Source organism: Kribbella sp. NPDC043289 (assembly GCF_056436705.1).
On the sequence record NZ_JBWKCB010000004.1, the window covers coordinates 573,640 to 590,495 of the forward strand.

Genomic DNA, 16,856 nt, shown 5'->3' on the forward strand with positions numbered 1-16,856 from the left:
AAAACGGGGCGGATATTCCAAGGAGTGAAATCCCCAAGAAAGTTATTGGCGAAACGTCAGGTTGAATTAGAAATTAACGTCCGAGCACTGGTAGAAGGCGTTCCCCGTGTCGGCAATGGTCCAGACCGCCAGGATCATGTGCCGCCCGGTCCGGCCGGTCGGAATCGTGCCCGGATGCGACACGTCCGCGGCCGGCCGTGCGCCGTTCATCGGGACGGTCAGGAACGGCGTCAGCTCGAGCGCGGACCGGGTCAGCGGTTGACTCGGATCCCAGCCCTGCTTGGTCATGTAGTACTTGAAGTCGGTCGTCGAGTGCGCCGCGGTCAGGTGCCAGCTGAACGTGAACCCCTGACCGCCCTGGAGCTGAGTGGCCGGCCAGGAACCGCCGCGCTGATCGTCGAGTTCGGCGAATTGCCCGAGCCCCGCGGAGCACAACTTCCCGTCCGCGGGACCACTTTGCGGGAATCCCTTGGGCCCTTCCACACTTTGCGGTTCCCACTGGATCTGCCCGCAGCCGGTGACGACGCCGTCGTGGCAGTTCTTCGCGCGACTGTTCGGGCCGGTCGAGTACCCGTGCGCGTAGGCGAGCGGTACCGACGTACACACCGTCAGCGCGAGCGCGCCGACGGCAATTCCAGCCATGCTGAACGTGCGTTTCCGCAGCATGAGATCTCCTTCAACTGTTGGGGCGGTGGACAGCGAAGGAAGGCGCCTCCTGCTCAATAGAAAACAACCGTTCAAATCTATTGTCAACGGTTGGTGAGCAGGTGAATACGGAAAGCTACATGTTGAGCGCGCCGATGAGCCGGCGCAGGCGGTGGTTGTTCGGCAGGTCCTCGACCAGCACGGGCTCACCGTCCGGGCCGCCGAGCGGCACCCGCCAGTTCGGGTACTCGTCTGTGGTGCCCGGCTGGTTCTGGGTACGCCGCTCCCCGACCGCATCCGTCAGCGCGACGCCGACGAGCTTCGCCGGCGTATGGGCGACGTACCGGTGCAGAGCCTCGACGATGCGCTCCACGTCCCCGTCGGTGTTGCTCAACAGATGCCGCTCGCGCAGCGCGTTGAGCCACGCGTCACGGTCCGCCTCGTCCACAGCCAGCTCTTCGGCCACAGGTCGAGTCAGCAGGCCCAGGCGGTTCCGCAGCTCCACGTGGTCGCCGGCCAGGTACCCGGCGGTCGGCGGGAGGTCGTGAGTGGTGACAGTCGCCAGGCACAGCTCACGCCAGAGCTCCGGCGCCAGCGGCTTGCCCTTGGCGTCGCGCTCGAACCACAGGACCGACGTACCGAGGATTCCGCGCTCGGTGAGGTAATCGCGTACCCACGGCTCGACAGTCCCGAGGTCCTCACCGATGACCGTCACGCCGGCACGCTGGGCTTCCAGCACCAGGATGCCGACCAGCGCCTCGTGGTCGTACCGCACGTACGTCCCCTCGGTAGGCCGCTCCGGCGACGTGACCCACCACAGCCGGAACATCCCGAGGATGTGGTCGATCCGCAGCCCGCCACCGTGCCGCATCACCGCCCGCACCAGGTCCCGCCAAGCGGCGTACCCGGTCTCGGCCAAGGCATTGGGGCGCCACGGCGGCTGCGACCAGTCCTGACCCTGCTGGTTGAAGGCATCCGGCGGCGCACCGACGTGGATGTTCGGCGCCAGCACCTGCTGCAGCGCCCACGCGTCCGCGCCATCCGGGTGCACGCCAACGGCTAGGTCGTGCACCACGCCCAGCGACATCCCGGCCGCCTTCGCGCGGGCCTGCGTGCGGCCGAGCTGCTCGTCCAGCTGCCACTGCAGCCAGCAGTGGAACTCCACCGCATCCGGGTTCTCGTTGCGGAAGGCAACGACCTCCGGCGTGGTCGGTTCCTGGAGCTCCTCCGGCCACTTGCTCCACTCCGGTCCGTAGACGTCCGCAAGAGCGGCCCAGGTGGCGAAGTCGATCAGCCCCTGGCTCTCCCGGTCGCAGTACGCGCCGTACTCCGCGATGCGCCCCACCGAGGGCTGCACCCGGAACAGCACCTGCAGCGCCTCACGCTTCGCAGCCCACACCGTGTCCCGGTCCAGCGCGGTGGAGTCCTCGCTCAGCGCACGGGTCTGCAACGCCAGCGCCCGGACCTGGTCGCGCTCGGCCGGCGCGAGATCGCCGTACTCGTCGATGTCCTCGATCCGCAGGTAGATCGGGTTCCCGAACCGCCGCGAGGCCGGCAGGTACGGCGAGGGCTCCATCCGGCCCGCCAGCTCGGCAGCGTGCAGTGGGTTCACCAGTACGAAGCCGGCACCCAGGTCATGCGCCGACCACGCGGCCAGGTCACCCAGGTCGTGCAGGTCGCCGATACCCCAGGAGCGCCGCGAGCGAACGGAGTACAGCTGCAGGACCCAGCCCCAGGTGCGGTGCAGCTTCTCCGGCTCCAGCTTCCGCGGCGTCACGATCAGCGTGCTGACCGAGATCTCCGGATTGCTCCCGATCCGCGCGCACAGTCGGTGATACCCGATCGGCAGGTCGCCAGGCAGCTGGAACGTCGCCTCACCGACCTGTACGCCGTCGACCCACTCCGGCTTGACCCAGTGGTCCTGCTGGGGCAGATCCCGCCGCTGACCGCCGTCCTCCAGGTCGACCCACACCTCGGCGGTCGACCCGTGCGGCAGGTGTACGGCGAACCACGGCGTCCACCCCGCACGCATCACGACAGTGGCAGGCAGCGTACGTCGCCAGCGCGTCTGCTGGTGCTCAGCGAGCGCCAGTGCCGCCTTCTCCGGCGTGGACGCATCCACACCGAGCGCCGCGAGTACGTCGGACACGACTGCACTGGGAACGATCACATGCTCGCCCTGCCAGTTCCAGTACTCCGTCGCCACGCCATGGGCAACCGCTAGCTCGACAAGGGCCGGACTGGGAGCTGTCACCCCAGCGAGTTTGCCGTATCAACGCCACCAACGCGTAACGGCGCGCGTTGCGTTACTCGTTCGAACGCCGGCGACTCAGCATCAGTACGGCGAGCAGGAGCACTCCACTGGCCACGACCAGCCCGATCGCGACGCCGGCCATGTTGTCGGTGAGCTGGTACAGCGCGGTCGGCCAGATCACCAGGAGGATCGCGCAGCCCACCACGGCGTACGCCGAGCGCCTGGTCCGCCCGTAGGCGACGAGTAACGCAGCCGGGCCCGCCGTACCGACGGCGAGAGCCATGATCTCGCCGCGTTCCTGCACCAGCCAGCAGATCGACGAACTGAACATCGCGGCTCCGGCGAGTGACCACGAGGTCACCGGATCGCGGACCAGTCCGAGCATCGCGAACACGAACGCGACGATGATGAAACCGGTCCCGGCGATGCCCGCGCTGTTGGCGGCCGAACCGGCGTCCGGAGTGAGGACATCTGCCGTGATCACCAACACACCGACGGCCAGGATCCCAAAAGTTGCCACTAGCAACGACGAACCGGCCAGCCACCACAGGCCGACGGCGACCAGCGCGAGCGCCACCACGACCCCGGCGACCCGTCCCGGCTCCCCTTCAATGGCGACGTACGTCGCGAAGCCGGCCACGCAGCACCCGAGCGAGGCGAGCGCCGAGCTCAGCTGTTCGCGGCGCCGAAGCACCGCCAGGACGACCGCCGCACCGAGCAGAACCACGGCCGCGGCGGTGCCGGTGGTGACCCGCGCGGCGCGCCCCATCTCACCCCAGTTCGCCAAGGTCAGGAGCGCGACGGCACCGAGCAGCAACGCGCCGCCGATGTAGCCGAGCACCTCGACCAGAGCGTTCGGATGCGTGATGGCCAGCGGCCGATCTCGGGTGTCCCGCTTGTCCTTCGTGGCCGGTTCGGGCTCCGCCGCGTCCGGCCGCGGCCGGCCCGGGTCGGCGAGGGCCGCGTCGACCTCCGCGTCGGCGGCGTCGCGGATCGATTCGGCCTGGTACTGGCGCAGCACACCAGCGCTCACGAGCCTCGAAAGCTCGTCGTCCAGCCGGCTCGACATGCGATCGCTTCTCCTTGTCAGCCTTACTAAGATCGGGCGGCGAGATGCCTATTCTGACCAGCTACCTTGTGTCCCTAGTCAGTCACCCCCTGTTTTCGCTGCCGGACTCGTTCCCGACCTTCTTCCGGACGAGTAACGACGGCAAGCTGGAGATGACCGACCAAGTCGTCGTCGTCCCGGCCCGGATCGCCGGGCTGATCATCGGTTTCCTCGTGCTGCGCTGGGCGCTGCACAAGATCATCCGGCGGTTCGCGCGACGCACCGGCAACGGCGCCGTCGCCGGCGTACTGGCGAAGTCGAAGCGTGGCCAGGAGTTCGTCGAGAACACCCTCGCCAACGAACGCCGGGCGCAGCGCGCGGAGACGATCGCCTCGCTGCTGACCAGCGCGGTGACCATCGTGCTCACTGCCGTCCTGGTGGTGATGGTGCTGGCCGAGCTCGGCTTCAACATCCTGCCGGTGATCGCGTCCGCGAGCATCATCGGCGTCGCGCTCGGCTTCGGCGCGCAGACGCTGGTGAAGGACTTCCTGGCCGGCATCTTCATGATCTTCGAGGACCAGTACGGCGTCGGCGACCTGATCGACATGGAGAAGGCGACCGGTGTCGTGGTCTCGGTCGGGCTGCGGATCACCACACTGCGCGGCGAGGACGGCACCACCTGGTACGTCCGCAACGGCGAGGTGCTCCGGGTCGGCAACCTGACCACCCGCGACCCGAACAGCAACGCCTCCTCTGGTGTCGGCTCCGGCACCGAGAAGGAAGAAGAAGTCGCCAAGGCCGACGAAGATGCGGCGAGCGGAACGCAGGACGCAAGCCGAGGTTGAGCTGGAGCCCTCGGTGGCAGAGCCCTCGACCACCTGCAAAAGTGAGGCGCCCGCCCGCTGCGTCTCGCCGGACCCGCGCGAGCAGTCTCGTGGCGAGACCTCGCAGTGCTAAGCGTTGGCTGCCGGTGTGGCGAGCCCGACCAGATCGGCGCTCACCTCCCACAGTCGCGCGGCGACCGATTCGTCGTAGCTGCGCGTGGAGGACCTGGTGGCCTTGCTCTTGGCGAAGTAGCAGCCCGTCATCCGATCGAGATCGGGTGCCGAGGCCAGGTGGATCGAGGTTGCTGCGCCCTGAGCCGGTGACTTCATGAAAGGTCGCAGGACAGGAACGACCAGCCGCTGGACGCGGCCGGGGTCAGCTGCTCCGAACGCAGTGCTCACCAAGCCTGGGTGTACCGCGTTGGCGGTGACGGAACTGCCCGTGAGTCTTCTGGCCAGTTCGTAGCTGAACAGAACATTGGCGAGCTTGGACTGGTTGTAGGCGCGGGCCCCGGAGTACGAGCGTTCGCCTTGGAGGTCGTCGAAATCGATGCGCCCCATCGCATGCGCGTTGGAAGCGACCGTGACGATCCGAGCCGGGGTGCCTTGCTGCAGGTTCTCGAGGAGCAGATTGGTGAGCAGGAACGGCGCGAGGTGGTTGAGGGCGAAGGTGTGCTCGAGCCCGTCGATCGTGGCGTGGCGGGTGTTCCAGTAGCCGCCGACGTTGTTGATCAGCACGTCCGGATGTGGATCACGCTGGAGTACCTCATGGGCCAATCGCCGCACGTCGGCCTGCGAGGACAGGTCCGCAACAAAACCCTGTACCTCGCCGCGGCCGGCCGCGCGGATTTCGCGAACGGTGTCCTCGGTGCGGCCACGATCCCGACCGGTGATCAGGACACGGGCACCCATCGCGGCCAGACCGAGCGCGGTCGCCTTGCCGATACCTCCGGTACCGCCGGTGATCAGCACTGTTCTGCCGGCAAGGTCCGTTGGCTCTCGACGACCGGTTGCGCCCATGCGAACGGCCCCTCTCAGCACGGACACGCCTTGGTTGCGGCCCCTGACGGATCACTGAGTCCAAGCTCTGACCGCGCTACTCACAGCATGTTCCTGCCCGCCGGCCCTGTCCATGACCAGCCGGCGATGCACCATCCGGTCGCCGGTCACGGGCGACGGTGGTCGCCGTTGACAGGGTGGTTCCCCCCGAGGATGGTGGTCAGCACGGGGTGTATGCGGGTGGGGGTGTCGGCCATTTTCGTCGCCGACGGAGATGGGCGCCGGGGTCTTGTGCTGCCTGCGGGGGGAGCTCAGCCTCATGGCGAACATGAGCACTGTGAGACGTACTGCGATTGTCGCCGGTGCGTCTTGTCCAGTCACCGAGGGTCACCTCGACCCCGGCGCTGGTCTTGTCTCAACCCGCTGTTCATCGCCGGTACGGATGCCGACAGCAGGTCTGTGCCGGGCCGTCTCGTGCACCGCTACCTCCTGGGTGGGAAGCAGACCGCCCGAACTTCATTCGTCGATCAGGTTCCTTGGGAGATAGTTCTGATGACAACATCTATGGTGTACCCGGTGCATGTGAATGCCGCGCCGGCTCCGACGTCGTCCAGGTGGCTCTGGCTGATAAAGTGGGTCCTCGTGCTCCCGCACTACGTCGTCCTGCTGTTCTTGTGGATCGGCTTCATGATCGGCTCGGTCGTGGCGTTCTTCGCCATCCTCATCACCGGTCGCTATCCCCGCGCGATCTTCAACTACAACGTCGGCGTACTGCGGTGGTCCTGGCGGGTGACCTACTACGCCTACGGAGCCCTCGGCACCGATCAGTACCCGCCGTTCACGCTCGCCGAGGTCGAGGACTACCCCGCGCACCTGGCAGTTGACTACCCCGCCCGTCTGTCCCGCGGCCTGGTGCTGGTGAAGTGGTGGTTGCTCGCGATCCCGCACTACATCATCGTCGGCATCTTCGTCGGCGGCGGCGCCTGGGCCGCGAACCGGACCGACAACTGGCAATGGAACATCAGCAACGGCGGCGGTCTCGTCGGGGTACTGGTGCTCATCGCTGCCGTCATCCTCGCAGTCACCGGCGCCTATCCGCGGCCCCTGTACGACGTGATTCTGGGCCTCAACCGTTGGGTTCTCCGGGTAGCGGGCTATGCGGCCCTGATGACCGATGTCTACCCGCCGTTCCGCCTCGACCAAGGCGGCAGCGATCCGGTTCTCACCGTTTCGCCGCCCGCGGACGGCGCGCCTGGCCCGGTCGACACGATGACGCCAGAGCGGTAGGGCCGGGATTCAGATGGCCACCGCCACAGACCGTCCGAGCAGCACGGCGTACGCACGGAAGACTGCCACCCTGACCGGGTGGCTGATGGTGATCACGTTCGTCGCCTCGATCCCGGCGTACTTCATCCTCTACGCCCCTGTTCGGGACCACCCCGACTACATCACCGGAGCCGGCGCCGACCCGACCACGAGCGTGGCCTTGGGAGCTCTGCTCGAACTCGTCGTCATCATCGCCAATATCGGCACCGCCGTGGTGCCGTTCGCGATCTACAAGCGCTACAGCGAGAGCCTCGCGCTCGGCTACGTCGCAGCGCGCCTCGTCGAGGCCACCTTCATCGCCATCGGCATCGTCAGCCTGCTCACGTTCCTGCTGATGCGACAGCAGGGCACGGCCGGCGCGGACGCCGCTCTCGGCCAGGTCTTCGTCGCGATCTACGACCGGGCCTTCCTGATCGGGCCGGGCTTCTGCGCCGGTGTCGCGAACGGAATCATCCTGGGCTACCTGATGTACCGAACCGCTCTGGTGCCACGACGGATGGCGATGCTCGGGCTGGTCGGCGGTCCGCTGGTCGCCGCCTCGGGAATCGCCGTCATGTTCGACGTCATCGAGCGCGGCGGCGCGGTCCAGGGTCTCGCGACGATTCCAGAGTTCTTCTGGGAACTCTCGTTCGGTATCTATCTCATCGTCAAGGGATTCAAACCGTCTCCGATTCTGGGGCTCGACGACGGCCCCGTCGCACGCGGCACCGGCTCGTCGTCCGGATAGTCCTCGATCCGGACGCGCGGTACAGCAGCCGAAACGACAGCGTCCGGCGAGCCGTGAGGGTTCGCCGGACGCTGATCGAGTGAAGTGTCAGGCGGTGAAGGTGACGTCCAGCGTGATCGGGACTGCGGCCAGCGCCTGCGAGACCGGGCAGTTCTTCTTCGCGCCCTCGGCGAACTCGGCGAACTCGTCGGCGGTCAGGCCGGGGACGTTGCCGTTCACCGACAGCTTGATGCCGGTGATGCCCTCACCCGGCTGGAAGGTCACGTCGGCCTGGGTGTCGATCGACGCCGGCGGCTTGCCCGCGCCGGCCAGCGCGTGCGACAGCGCCATCGAGAAGCAGGTGGAGTGCGCGGCCGCGATCAGCTCTTCCGGGCTGGTCTTGCCGTTGGCGTCGTTCGCGCGGGAGGCCCAGGTGACGTCGTAGGTTCCGACACCGGACGACTCCAGGGCGACCTGGCCGGCGCCCTCCATCAGCGAGCCTTCCCAGTGGGCCTTCGCCGTACGAGTGGTAGCCATGCTCGTGTTCTCTCCTTAAGAAGGTTCAGCGGCCGGTCACGTCGATCGCGCCCGGGTAGTTCGGTTCGTCGGTGTTCACCATGCTGTGCGCGGCCATCACCATGTAGGTCCAGATCTGCTCGTCCTGCTCCGGCGTCAGGCCGATCTCGTCGAGCGCGGCGCGCATGTGGCCCAGCCAGCGGTCGCGTTGGGTCGGGGTGACGGCGAACGGGGCATGCCGCATCCGCAGCCGGGGGTGCCCGCGCTGCTCGGAGTACGTCTTCGGACCGCCCCAGTACTGCTCCAGGAACATCCGGAAGCGCACCTCGGCCGGACCGAGGTCCTCCTCCGGGTACAGGGCCCGCAGTTCCGGGTCGGCGGCAACACCCCGGTAGAACGCTGCCACCAACCGGTGGAAGGTATCCGCCCCACCGACGGCGTCGTAGAAGCTCTGCTGCTCACTCATGTCGCGTCTAGTCTCTCAACTGGCCACAACGTGCTTGAGGAGGGCTGCCCGTTCGGCGTCTCCGAGGGCGCGTTTGGCGTGCGTCGCACCGTCCACGGCGACGACCACCGACTCCGCCTTCGCGTACACGTCCTCCGACTCACCACTGCGGTCGACGATCCGCGAGCCGAGGGTGTACGACGACGTACCGACGGAGGCGATCCACACGTCCACGTCGTACGGCGGGTGCCGCAGCAGGATCGGGCGCAGGTAGTCGACCGTCTGGCTGACCAGCACACACGGGTACTGCGCGAAGAAGTCGCCGGTCGTCTCCATCACCTGCCCGAGGAACGCGAGCCGCGCCTCCTGCAGGTAGTCGAAGTACCGCACGTTGTTCACGTGGTCGTACGAGTCGATGTCCGACCAGCGGACCAGGACAGGGTGTGTGTACATCAGGCACCCACCAGCTTGGTCAGGGCCTCGCGTTCGACCGGCGTGATCCGCCGCAGCCGGTTGGCCGTGAAGTCGAACGGGACCAGCCGGGTCTTCGCCTCGACATAGGTACGGCGGTCCGGCTCGACGTCGAGGATCTCGTAGTCGACCGTGAACGACGCGGCCCTGATCTCGCTGATCCACAGCTCGATCCGCACCGGTTCGGGACGGAAGTGCAACGGCGCCCGGTACTGCACCTCGTGCCGAGCCACCAGCAGCCCGGTCTCCAGCGTGTCGGCACCCAGTTCCTTCGCGGTCCGGAACAGGAAATCGACGCGGGCGTCCTGGAGGTAGTCGACGTACCGGCCGTTGTTCACATGGCCCAGCGCGTCCATGTCGCCCCAGCGCAACGGACAGTCGTAGACGTGGCGGTTGTGATGATCCACACCAGGATCATGTCATCCGAAGTACACCTGGCGTGACTGCACGTGGGTAATGTCATGTCCGTCAGACCAGTGGACCGATTGGAGTGGTCGATGACCGAGCAGCGGGTGGCGATCGTGACCGGGGCGGCCCGGGGAATCGGCGCGGCCGTCGCGCAGCGGCTCGCGCAGGACGGCAACGCGGTGGCCGTCATCGACCTCGACGAGGGCGCCTGCGAGGCGACCGTGAAGGCGATCACGGAGGCCGGCGGGTCAGCGATCGCGGTTGGCTGCGACGTCAGCAAGTCCGACCAGGTCGCGGCCGCGATCGAGCGGGTGGTCGCCGAGCTCGGCGCGCCGACGGTGCTGGTCAACAACGCGGGCGTACTCCGCGACAACCTGCTGTTCAAGATGTCCGAGGACGACTGGGACACCGTGATGTCGGTGCACCTCAAGGGCAGCTTCCTGATGTCGAAGGCCTGCCAGGCGCACATGGTCGAGGCCAAGTACGGCCGGATCGTCTTCCTCTCCTCCACCTCCGCGCTCGGCAACCGCGGCCAGGCCAACTACGCCTCCGCGAAGGCCGGCCTCCAGGGCCTGGCGAAGACGCTCGCGATCGAGCTGGGCAAGTTCGGCGTCACCGCGAACGCGATCGCCCCGGGCTTCATCGAGACCGACATGACCGCGGCCACCGCGGCCCGGGTCGGCGTCGACTTCGAGGAGTTCAAGAAGGCCACCGCCGCAAGCATCCCGGTGCAGCGGACCGGCAAGCCGGCGGACATCGCCGCCGCGGCGTCGTTCTTCTGCAGCGAGGAGGCGGGCTTCGTCTCCGGCCAGGTCCTGTACGTCGCCGGCGGACCGCGGAACTGAGGTCCGATCATGGTGCAGACGTTCACGGGAATCGACGAGGTCGTCCACGCGGTCGGCACCCAACTGGGTGAGACCGAGTGGCTGGAGATCACCCAGGAACAGGTGAACCAGTTCGCCGACGCGACCGGTGACCACCAGTGGATCCACGTCGACGTCGAGCGCGCGAGCAAGGGCCCGTACGGCGGGACGATCGCCCACGGTTACCTCACCCTGAGCCTGATCGCGCGCTTCGGCGACGAGCTCTTCAAGATCGAGGGCGTCACCGCGAAGCTCAACTACGGCGTGAACAAGGTGCGTTTCCCCTCCCCCGTACCGGTCGGCAGCCGGGTCCGCGCCGGCGCCTCGATCGCCAACACGGCGCAGACCCCGGCCGGCGTCCAGGTGTCGCTGAACTGGGTCATCGAGCTCGAGAACTCCACCAAACCGGCCTGCGTCGCGGAGACCGTCGTACTGCTCGTTCCCTAGAGCGGGCAGATCAGTACCGCGTGAGTGGCGATCCGGTGGTAGCCGAGCCACTCGTTGACCGCGAGCATCGGGGTGTTGCCGTCGTAGTTCGCGGTGAACGCGCCGCGGACACCGGCCTCGGCGGCGCCCCGGAGCGCGGCGGTCTTGACCAGCTTGGCGAGACCCCGCCCGCGGTACTCCGGCATCGTGGACGTCATCTTCGACCAGATCATCGTGTGGTCGCCGAGCCCCAGGGTGAACGCGACGACCTCGTCCTGGTAGAGCGCGGCCACGCTCAGGTCGAGGACCGTGTCGGGTGATTCCCACACGACGGCCAGCCACTCGTCGTACGGCCGCGCGGAGATCTTGGCGTCCCCCGGCTTGGTGCGCTGGGCAACCATGTCGGCGGCGTACAACGCCTTCGGTTCGATCTCGGTCGCCGCCACCAGGTGGACGCCGGCCGGAACCTCGGGCAGCTCCGGCGCCTTGCGCGGCTCGATGCCCGCGTAATGCACCTTCCGTGTCTGCCGGTACCCGAAGCGCCAGGCCCAGTCGACCGAGCTCGGGTCCGCGAACACCCGCGCGGTCGTCGCCCCGGCCGCCTTCAGGTTCTCGTGCGTTGCCTCCACCAACACTGTGCCGATCCCGCGCCGCCGGTGCTCCGGCCGGACCAGGATCCGCAGCTCGCCGTCCAGCGGGTCGGAGCCACCGAGCAGGCCGGTCGTTGCCCACCCCACCAGCTCGCCGTCGTCGTACGCCGCGAACGTCCCCCGGCCCGGTGCGTTCGGCCTCCCGAGCCGCCGGACCAACGAGGCCCGGGTGGTCACCAGATACGGGACCAGTGCGTCGTGCAGTGCCGCCGCCGCGTCCACATCCCCCGGTTCCGCCGGCCTGATCTCCATCCGAAACTCCTTGGGCACTCCAACAGCGAAGTCCCACGGAACATAACGCCTTTTCAGGTCCGTACCGGAAGGTTCCGGATTACAGCTCTGTCTCAGAGGGTTTTCAGCAGCCCCAGTTCGGTCTGCACCCGCCGGTACCCGAGCCAGTTGTTGATGGCAAGCATCGGCCCGTTCTCGTCGTCGTTCGACGTGTACGCCGCGGTGATCCCGGCCGCCGCCGCGCGGCGCAGCGCGACCGACTTCACCAGCTTCGCGAGCCCCTTCCCGCGGTACTGCGGAATCGTGCCGGTCATCCCCGACCACATCCGGTCGGCGTCGGTCTCGACCACCGTGAACGCCACCACCTCGGCACCCACCATCGCCGCCACGCTGAGCGACTTGTCCATACCCGGGCTGTCCCAGATCTCCGCGAGCCAGTCGTCGTACGTGACCGCGTCCATCGTCGAGTCGCCCGGCTCGTCCAGCGACGCGATCGTGTCCGCGGTGTACAGCGCGTGCGGGTCCGCCGTGTCGAACGCGACCAACTCGATCCCGTCCGGCGTGTCCGGCAGCTCGGGCAAGGAGGTCAGGTCGACGCCGGAGAAATGCATTTGCCGCGTCCCGTCGTACCCGAGGTTGCGGGCGAACTCGAGGCCGTCAGGATGCACGAACGCGCGGACCCGCACCGCGCCGACCTCGGTCAGGTGCTGGTGCAAGCGGTCGGCGAGTTCGCTGCCGAGGCCCTGCTTGCGATGGTCGGGGTGCACGAAGATCGTCAGGCCGCTCTGACCCGGCTCACTGGTCCACACGCTCAACCCGGCCGAGCCCCACGCGACGACCTCGCCCTCGCGTTCCGCGACCAGCGGCAGGAAGCGTTCGCCGGGCGACTGCACGGTGATCATGTGCCGCGTCGCCGCCGGAGACATCGCCTTGTACGGGTACACCGCCCGCCGGACGGCGGCCACCGCCTCGGCGTCGTCCGCCACGGCCTGCCGCACCACCGCCCGAGTCGTCATGCTCCCGGACCCTAGCCAGCGGGACCCGCACACGCCACGCATTAACAACCAGCAACGCGATCGCAACAGCGGCGAGAATCACGCGATTCGGTGGTGTAGCGCTGACGTACTAGAGTGACGCGGTGCTGTCGGACTGATCGCCCCGACCGCCGGAAGTGCCATCGTGGTTGTACGCGACGGGGTCACCGGCGGCGGGGCGTCCACGGGGCACTCCAAAGGGCCGTCCACAGGCACCCTTGACCACGCTCCGGCCGCAGGCGTAGACAGCAACCATGTCGATGACCGACGGCGCGGCCGCCGCGCGGATGTTCGCCGAGTTGATGGTGTCCGAGGGCCCGCGCCCGGACCTCGCCGAAGCACTGCAACCGTTCGCGCCGCTGATCGGGAGCTGGGACCTCGACGTCGCCTGGTACGACGACAGCGGCGTGGTCACCCGCCGGACCAGAGGTGAGTGGCACTTCACCTGGGCCCTCGACGGCCGCGCGGTCGCCGACATCTGGATCACGCCGAGCCGCGCGGCGCGTGCCACCGACGGCGACGGCGAGTGGGGCCTGTCGGTCCGGATCTTCGATCCCGAGCTGCAGGCGTTCCGTTCGACGTGGATGGGTCCGAAGGCCGCTTTCGTGATGCCCTTCATCGCGCACGCGACTGCCGACACGATCACGCTCGAATCGCAGACCGCCCGTACCCGATGGGCGTTCACCGGCATCACCGCGACCGGTTTCCACTGGCGCAACGAGGACGAAGATGCCGACGGCAACGTCACGCTCCGCCAGACGTTCGTGGCGACCCGTCAGCCGTAGGTTCTCACTGCCGCTCTGGCCAGCTCCAGCATCCGCTCCCGCAGGTCTGCCGGTTCCACGACCTCCAGATCACCGGCGAACCCGAGCAGCACTCCGCACGCCGCCTCCCGCACCCGGAAGTGCATCCGCAGCTGCGGCCAGTCGTCGTCAGACGGCACGTCCCGCGCTACCTCGCCCTTGGCCAGCATCGGCGTAGCGATCCGCCGGATCAGCTCCACTCGCTCCGGCCGCACCCGAACCAGTACGTCGACCCCGACCGGCGCCTGCCGCTCCAGCCCCGACCGCAGCCGTTCCCACTCGGCCCGCACGTCCAGCCCGTCGGGCCGCTCCGCCAGCTCGTCCAGAATGTCCACCTGCTCGACCCGAGACACCCGGTACATCCGCGCCGCCCCGCGGTGCGCCGCCACGAGGTACCACCGGCCCGCCTGCTCGACCAGTCCCCATGGATCGACAGTCCGTTGCTGAACGCCCTCACTGACCGACGCGTAGCGCAGTCGCACCCGACGTCGCGTGACCACCGCTTGTCGCAGTACCGGCAAGGCACCGGTGTCCTCGGCCTCGGCGAACCACCGACGCCGGTCGACCACGATCGCGCCGGACAACGCGTCCGCGTCCCCCTGCAGCTCCACAGGCAGCGTTGCCGAGAGTTTGCCCATCGCCGTGTGCAGAGCGTCCTGCAGCCCGAGTTCCTCCGACAGCGCGGCCCGCCCCGACCACGCGAACAGCGCCTGCGCCTCCCGCGGCGTCAGCTCACTCACGTCAGCGCGGTACCCCGGCAGCAGGACACATCCCCCGTTGCGTCCACGCTCGGAGTAGACAGGTACGCCGGCCGCGGACAGCGCCTCCATGTCGCGCATGACCGTCCTGCTCGACACCTCCAGCCGCTCGGCCAGCTCGCGCGCACTCAGTCGCTCATGACGCTGCAGCAACAGAATGATCTGCAACAACCGGTCTGCTCGCACCTTCCCAACAATAGGCTCAATATGCGACAGAAGATGTCTTATATACCCCGCGAGGTTGTCTCCATGCCGGGCGCCGCTGCGATCGCCACGCACGCGTGGGACCTCGCCACGGCCACAGGTCGCCGCAGCGTCCTTGACGACGGTCTGGCGAGTCAGGTGCTCCCAATGGTCCGCCAGTTCGTGCCGGCCGAGCAGCGCGGCGGACACTTCCCGTTCGGCCCCGTAGTCCAGGTGGCCGACGACGCGGCGCCGTACGAGCAGCTGGCCGCGTGGCAGGGACGCCAGGTCTAGACGATCCCGCCGTTCAGCATCAGGCCGCCGTCGATGGTGATGGTCTGGCCGGTGATCCACGACGCCTCGTCGGACAGCAGGAACCACACCAGCGAGGCGACGTCCTCCGGCCGACCGAGCCGCCCCAACGGGTACGTCGACGCGACCTTGTCCTCACGCCCCTCGTAGAGGGCTCCGGCGAACTTCGTCTTCACCACAGCCGGCGCGACGGCGTTCACCCGGATCTCCGGAGCGAGCTCGACGGCCAGCTCCTGCGTGATCCGGGACACCATCGCCTTGGTGGCGCCGTACCACCCGATACCGGGCGACGGCGCCAGGCCGGCCACGGAGGACAGGTTCACGACGGCACCGCCGTGCTCGCGCATCCACGCGTCCCGGCACGCCTTCACCCAGGCGATCGCGGCGAGCACGTTGGTGTCGACCATCTTCGCCGCGACCGTCTGGTCGACATCGAGCAGCTTCCCGTAGACCGGGTTGATCCCGGCGTTGTTCACCAACAGATCCACCGAGCCGTACGTCGCGACGGCGGCCGCGACCACCTGGGTCCGGTGCTCCGGATCGGCGGCCTTCCCGGCCACCGCGAGCGCGTGCTCCCGGCCGCCCAGGGCCTCGACCGCCTGGTCGAGAGTCTCCTGGGTACGGCCGGTGATGACGACCCGCGCGCCATCGGCCACCAGGCGCTGCGCGACCGCCAGCCCGATACCGCGGGACGCGCCGGTGACGATCGCCGTACGGCCGTCGAGGCCCATCAGCTGAGGCGCTCGAGGACGATCGCCATCCCCTGGCCACCACCGACGCACATCGTCTCGAGCCCGAACTGCTTGTCCTCGAACTGCAGGCCGTTCACCAGCGTGGTCATGATCCGCGCACCGGTCGAACCGAATGGGTGGCCGAGCGCGATCGCACCGCCGTGCACGTTCAGCTTGTCCTCGTCGATCCCGAGCTCACGCGCCGAGCCGATGACCTGCACCGCGAACGCCTCGTTGATCTCGACCAGGTCGATGTCGTTGATGCTCATCCCGGCGCGGGCCAGCGCCTGCTTCGACGCCTCGACCGGACCGAGGCCCATGATCTCCGGCGACAGGCCGCTGACTCCGGTCGACACGATCCGCGCCAGCGGCGTCAGCCCGAGCTCACGGGCCTTGGTGTCGCTCATGATCACGACCGCCGCGGCACCGTCGTTCAGCGGGCAGCAGTTGCCGGCCGTCACTGTGCCGTCCGGACGGAACACCGGCTTCAGCTGGCTGACCTTGTCGAGCGTGGTGCCGGCCCGCGGCCCGTCGTCCGTGCTCACCACGGTGCCGTCCGGCAGCGTCACCGGCACGATCTCGCGCTCGAAGAAGCCGTTGTTGATCGCCTTCTCGGCGAGGTTCTGCGAGCGGACGCCGAACACGTCCTGGTCCTCCCGCGTGATGCCGCGCAGCGTCGCGACGTTCTCCGCGGTCTGGCCCATCGAGATGTAGATGTCCGGGATCTGACCGTCCTGGCGCGGGTCGTGCCAGGTGTCGTTCGTCTCGGCGTACTTCTCGGTCCGCGCCACTGCGTCGGTGAAGACCGGGTTGAACGAGCTCGGGTCGCCGACCCCGGCCGACCCGAAGTTCTTGTACCGCGACACGCACTCGACACCCGCACTGACGAAGATGTCGCCCTCGCCGGCCTTGATCGCGTGGTAAGCCATCCGCGCGGTCTGCGTCGACGACGCGCAGAACCGGTTCACCGTCGTCGCCGGCGTGTTGTCCCAGCCGAGCTGCACCGCGACCCGGCGGGCCATGTTGCCGCCGTGCTCGTCGTGCGGCTCCGCGCACCCGAGCGCCAGGTCCTCGATCTGGTCCCCGGTCAGACCGACCTTCTCCACGGCCGCCTTGATCATCTGTACGGCGAGGTCGTCCGGCCGGATCGTGGTCAACGACCCCTTGTTCGCGCGGCCGATCGGCGAACGGGCCGTGGACACGATCACTGCTTCAGGCATGGT

20 protein-coding genes are annotated in these 16,856 nt (G+C 68.1%); 7 read left to right on the top strand and 13 right to left on the bottom strand.

The window, feature by feature from the left end:
• Positions 1-66 precede the first annotated feature (66 nt).
• From AC0662_RS27095 to AC0662_RS27105, 3 genes are all read right to left on the bottom strand, one after another.
• Positions 67-666 (bottom strand): lytic polysaccharide monooxygenase auxiliary activity family 9 protein, encoded by a 600-nt coding sequence (locus AC0662_RS27095; protein WP_478304109.1) that lies wholly within the window; start codon positions 664-666, stop codon positions 67-69.
• A 115-nt stretch (positions 667-781) separates the two neighbouring features.
• Positions 782-2,899, bottom strand: a complete 2,118-nt coding sequence (malQ, locus tag AC0662_RS27100) for a 4-alpha-glucanotransferase (protein WP_452202342.1) — start codon at positions 2,897-2,899, stop codon at positions 782-784.
• A 52-nt stretch (positions 2,900-2,951) separates the two neighbouring features.
• Entirely contained in the window at positions 2,952-3,968 is a 1,017-nt protein-coding gene (locus tag AC0662_RS27105; RefSeq protein ID WP_478304111.1) for a hypothetical protein, read from the bottom strand.
• Between the two features lie 44 nt (positions 3,969-4,012).
• Between AC0662_RS27105 and AC0662_RS27110 the strand changes: the two genes are divergently transcribed.
• Positions 4,013-4,792, top strand: a complete 780-nt coding sequence (locus AC0662_RS27110) for a mechanosensitive ion channel family protein (RefSeq protein WP_478304113.1) — start codon at positions 4,013-4,015, stop codon at positions 4,790-4,792.
• 108 nt (positions 4,793-4,900) lie between these two features.
• Here AC0662_RS27110 and AC0662_RS27115 read toward each other — a convergent pair whose 3' ends face one another.
• On the bottom strand, positions 4,901-5,791 hold the full coding sequence (locus AC0662_RS27115) for an SDR family NAD(P)-dependent oxidoreductase (protein WP_452202337.1): 891 nt from the start codon (positions 5,789-5,791) through the stop codon (positions 4,901-4,903).
• A gap of 531 nt (positions 5,792-6,322) precedes the next feature.
• On the opposite strand from AC0662_RS27115, the gene AC0662_RS27120 reads away from it, so the two are divergent.
• Positions 6,323-7,057, top strand: a complete 735-nt coding sequence (locus tag AC0662_RS27120; RefSeq protein ID WP_478304115.1) for a DUF4389 domain-containing protein — start codon at positions 6,323-6,325, stop codon at positions 7,055-7,057.
• 13 nt (positions 7,058-7,070) lie between these two features.
• On the top strand, positions 7,071-7,823 hold the full coding sequence (locus AC0662_RS27125) for a DUF4386 domain-containing protein (protein ID WP_452202333.1): 753 nt from the start codon (positions 7,071-7,073) through the stop codon (positions 7,821-7,823).
• Positions 7,824-7,910: 87 nt separating this feature from the next.
• Here the strand turns inward: AC0662_RS27125 and AC0662_RS27130 are convergent, their stop codons facing one another.
• From AC0662_RS27130 to AC0662_RS27145, 4 genes are read right to left on the bottom strand one after another with little or no spacing between them, the layout of a single operon-like run.
• Positions 7,911-8,339 carry an OsmC family protein gene (locus tag AC0662_RS27130; protein WP_478304117.1) on the bottom strand — a complete coding sequence of 143 codons (429 nt, stop codon included), beginning with the start codon at positions 8,337-8,339 and terminating at the stop codon, positions 7,911-7,913.
• Between the two features lie 25 nt (positions 8,340-8,364).
• Positions 8,365-8,784, bottom strand: a complete 420-nt coding sequence (locus AC0662_RS27135; protein ID WP_387783927.1) for a globin — start codon at positions 8,782-8,784, stop codon at positions 8,365-8,367.
• A gap of 15 nt (positions 8,785-8,799) precedes the next feature.
• Positions 8,800-9,216, bottom strand: coding sequence for an acyl-CoA thioesterase (locus AC0662_RS27140; RefSeq protein ID WP_452204879.1), 417 nt, complete (start codon positions 9,214-9,216; stop codon positions 8,800-8,802).
• Entirely contained in the window at positions 9,216-9,641 is a 426-nt protein-coding gene (locus AC0662_RS27145; RefSeq protein WP_452204881.1) for an acyl-CoA thioesterase, read from the bottom strand. The genes AC0662_RS27140 and AC0662_RS27145 overlap by 1 nt, the downstream gene beginning before the upstream one ends.
• Positions 9,642-9,731: 90 nt before the next feature.
• On the opposite strand from AC0662_RS27145, the gene fabG reads away from it, so the two are divergent.
• Entirely contained in the window at positions 9,732-10,487 is a 756-nt protein-coding gene (gene fabG / locus AC0662_RS27150) for a 3-oxoacyl-ACP reductase FabG (protein WP_452204882.1), read from the top strand.
• A 9-nt stretch (positions 10,488-10,496) separates the two neighbouring features.
• Entirely contained in the window at positions 10,497-10,952 is a 456-nt protein-coding gene (locus AC0662_RS27155; RefSeq protein WP_478304120.1) for a MaoC family dehydratase, read from the top strand.
• Here the strand turns inward: AC0662_RS27155 and AC0662_RS27160 are convergent.
• Both AC0662_RS27160 and AC0662_RS27165 read right to left on the bottom strand, forming a co-directional pair.
• A complete protein-coding gene (locus AC0662_RS27160) occupies positions 10,949-11,833 on the bottom strand; it encodes a GNAT family N-acetyltransferase (protein WP_452204886.1) in 885 nt (294 codons plus the stop codon). The genes AC0662_RS27155 and AC0662_RS27160 overlap by 4 nt on opposite strands.
• A 92-nt stretch (positions 11,834-11,925) precedes the next feature.
• A complete protein-coding gene (locus tag AC0662_RS27165) occupies positions 11,926-12,828 on the bottom strand; it encodes a GNAT family N-acetyltransferase (protein WP_478304122.1) in 903 nt (300 codons plus the stop codon).
• A 272-nt stretch (positions 12,829-13,100) separates the two neighbouring features.
• Here AC0662_RS27165 and AC0662_RS27170 point away from each other — a divergent pair, with 272 nt between their 5' ends.
• On the top strand, positions 13,101-13,631 hold the full coding sequence (locus AC0662_RS27170; protein ID WP_478304124.1) for a hypothetical protein: 531 nt from the start codon (positions 13,101-13,103) through the stop codon (positions 13,629-13,631).
• Here AC0662_RS27170 and AC0662_RS27175 read toward each other — a convergent pair.
• On the bottom strand, positions 13,622-14,593 hold the full coding sequence (locus AC0662_RS27175; protein ID WP_478304126.1) for a helix-turn-helix transcriptional regulator: 972 nt from the start codon (positions 14,591-14,593) through the stop codon (positions 13,622-13,624). The two genes, AC0662_RS27170 and AC0662_RS27175, sit on opposite strands and share 10 nt — an antisense overlap.
• A gap of 63 nt (positions 14,594-14,656) precedes the next feature.
• On the opposite strand from AC0662_RS27175, the gene AC0662_RS27180 reads away from it, so the two are divergent.
• Complete coding sequence (locus AC0662_RS27180; protein ID WP_452204893.1) at positions 14,657-14,884, top strand: DinB family protein; 228 nt, start codon at positions 14,657-14,659, stop codon at positions 14,882-14,884.
• Here the strand turns inward: AC0662_RS27180 and AC0662_RS27185 are convergent.
• Both AC0662_RS27185 and AC0662_RS27190 read right to left on the bottom strand, forming a co-directional pair.
• Positions 14,881-15,633 carry an SDR family oxidoreductase gene (locus tag AC0662_RS27185; RefSeq protein WP_478304127.1) on the bottom strand — a complete coding sequence of 251 codons (753 nt, stop codon included), beginning with the start codon at positions 15,631-15,633 and terminating at the stop codon, positions 14,881-14,883. The two genes, AC0662_RS27180 and AC0662_RS27185, sit on opposite strands and share 4 nt — an antisense overlap.
• The gene (locus tag AC0662_RS27190) at positions 15,633-16,853 is read right to left on the bottom strand and encodes an acetyl-CoA C-acetyltransferase (protein WP_478304129.1); all 1,221 of its coding nucleotides are present in this window, start codon (positions 16,851-16,853) and stop codon (positions 15,633-15,635) included. Before AC0662_RS27190 ends, AC0662_RS27185 begins: the two co-directional genes overlap by 1 nt.
• Positions 16,854-16,856: the final 3 nt, after the last annotated feature.

Bases quoted from the DNA above. Each gene is read 5' to 3' on its own strand.
- AC0662_RS27170 (WP_478304124.1), top strand. From the start codon at position 13,101: ATGTCGATGACCGACGGCGCGGCCGCCGCGCGGATGTTCGCCGAGTTG.
- AC0662_RS27135 (WP_387783927.1), bottom strand. From the start codon at position 8,784: ATGAGTGAGCAGCAGAGCTTCTACGACGCCGTCGGTGGGGCGGATACC.
- AC0662_RS27140 (WP_452204879.1), bottom strand. From the start codon at position 9,216: ATGTACACACACCCTGTCCTGGTCCGCTGGTCGGACATCGACTCGTAC.
- AC0662_RS27115 (WP_452202337.1), bottom strand. From the start codon at position 5,791: ATGGGCGCAACCGGTCGTCGAGAGCCAACGGACCTTGCCGGCAGAACA.
- AC0662_RS27105 (WP_478304111.1), bottom strand. From the start codon at position 3,968: ATGTCGAGCCGGCTGGACGACGAGCTTTCGAGGCTCGTGAGCGCTGGT.
- AC0662_RS27095 (WP_478304109.1), bottom strand. From the start codon at position 666: ATGCTGCGGAAACGCACGTTCAGCATGGCTGGAATTGCCGTCGGCGCG.
- fabG (WP_452204882.1), top strand. From the start codon at position 9,732: ATGACCGAGCAGCGGGTGGCGATCGTGACCGGGGCGGCCCGGGGAATC.
- AC0662_RS27180 (WP_452204893.1), top strand. From the start codon at position 14,657: ATGCCGGGCGCCGCTGCGATCGCCACGCACGCGTGGGACCTCGCCACG.
- AC0662_RS27125 (WP_452202333.1), top strand. From the start codon at position 7,071: ATGGCCACCGCCACAGACCGTCCGAGCAGCACGGCGTACGCACGGAAG.
- AC0662_RS27190 (WP_478304129.1), bottom strand. From the start codon at position 16,853: ATGCCTGAAGCAGTGATCGTGTCCACGGCCCGTTCGCCGATCGGCCGC.
- AC0662_RS27160 (WP_452204886.1), bottom strand. From the start codon at position 11,833: ATGGAGATCAGGCCGGCGGAACCGGGGGATGTGGACGCGGCGGCGGCA.
- AC0662_RS27185 (WP_478304127.1), bottom strand. From the start codon at position 15,633: ATGGGCCTCGACGGCCGTACGGCGATCGTCACCGGCGCGTCCCGCGGT.
- AC0662_RS27165 (WP_478304122.1), bottom strand. From the start codon at position 12,828: ATGACGACTCGGGCGGTGGTGCGGCAGGCCGTGGCGGACGACGCCGAG.
- AC0662_RS27130 (WP_478304117.1), bottom strand. From the start codon at position 8,339: ATGGCTACCACTCGTACGGCGAAGGCCCACTGGGAAGGCTCGCTGATG.
- AC0662_RS27110 (WP_478304113.1), top strand. From the start codon at position 4,013: ATGCCTATTCTGACCAGCTACCTTGTGTCCCTAGTCAGTCACCCCCTG.
- AC0662_RS27120 (WP_478304115.1), top strand. From the start codon at position 6,323: ATGACAACATCTATGGTGTACCCGGTGCATGTGAATGCCGCGCCGGCT.
- AC0662_RS27155 (WP_478304120.1), top strand. From the start codon at position 10,497: ATGGTGCAGACGTTCACGGGAATCGACGAGGTCGTCCACGCGGTCGGC.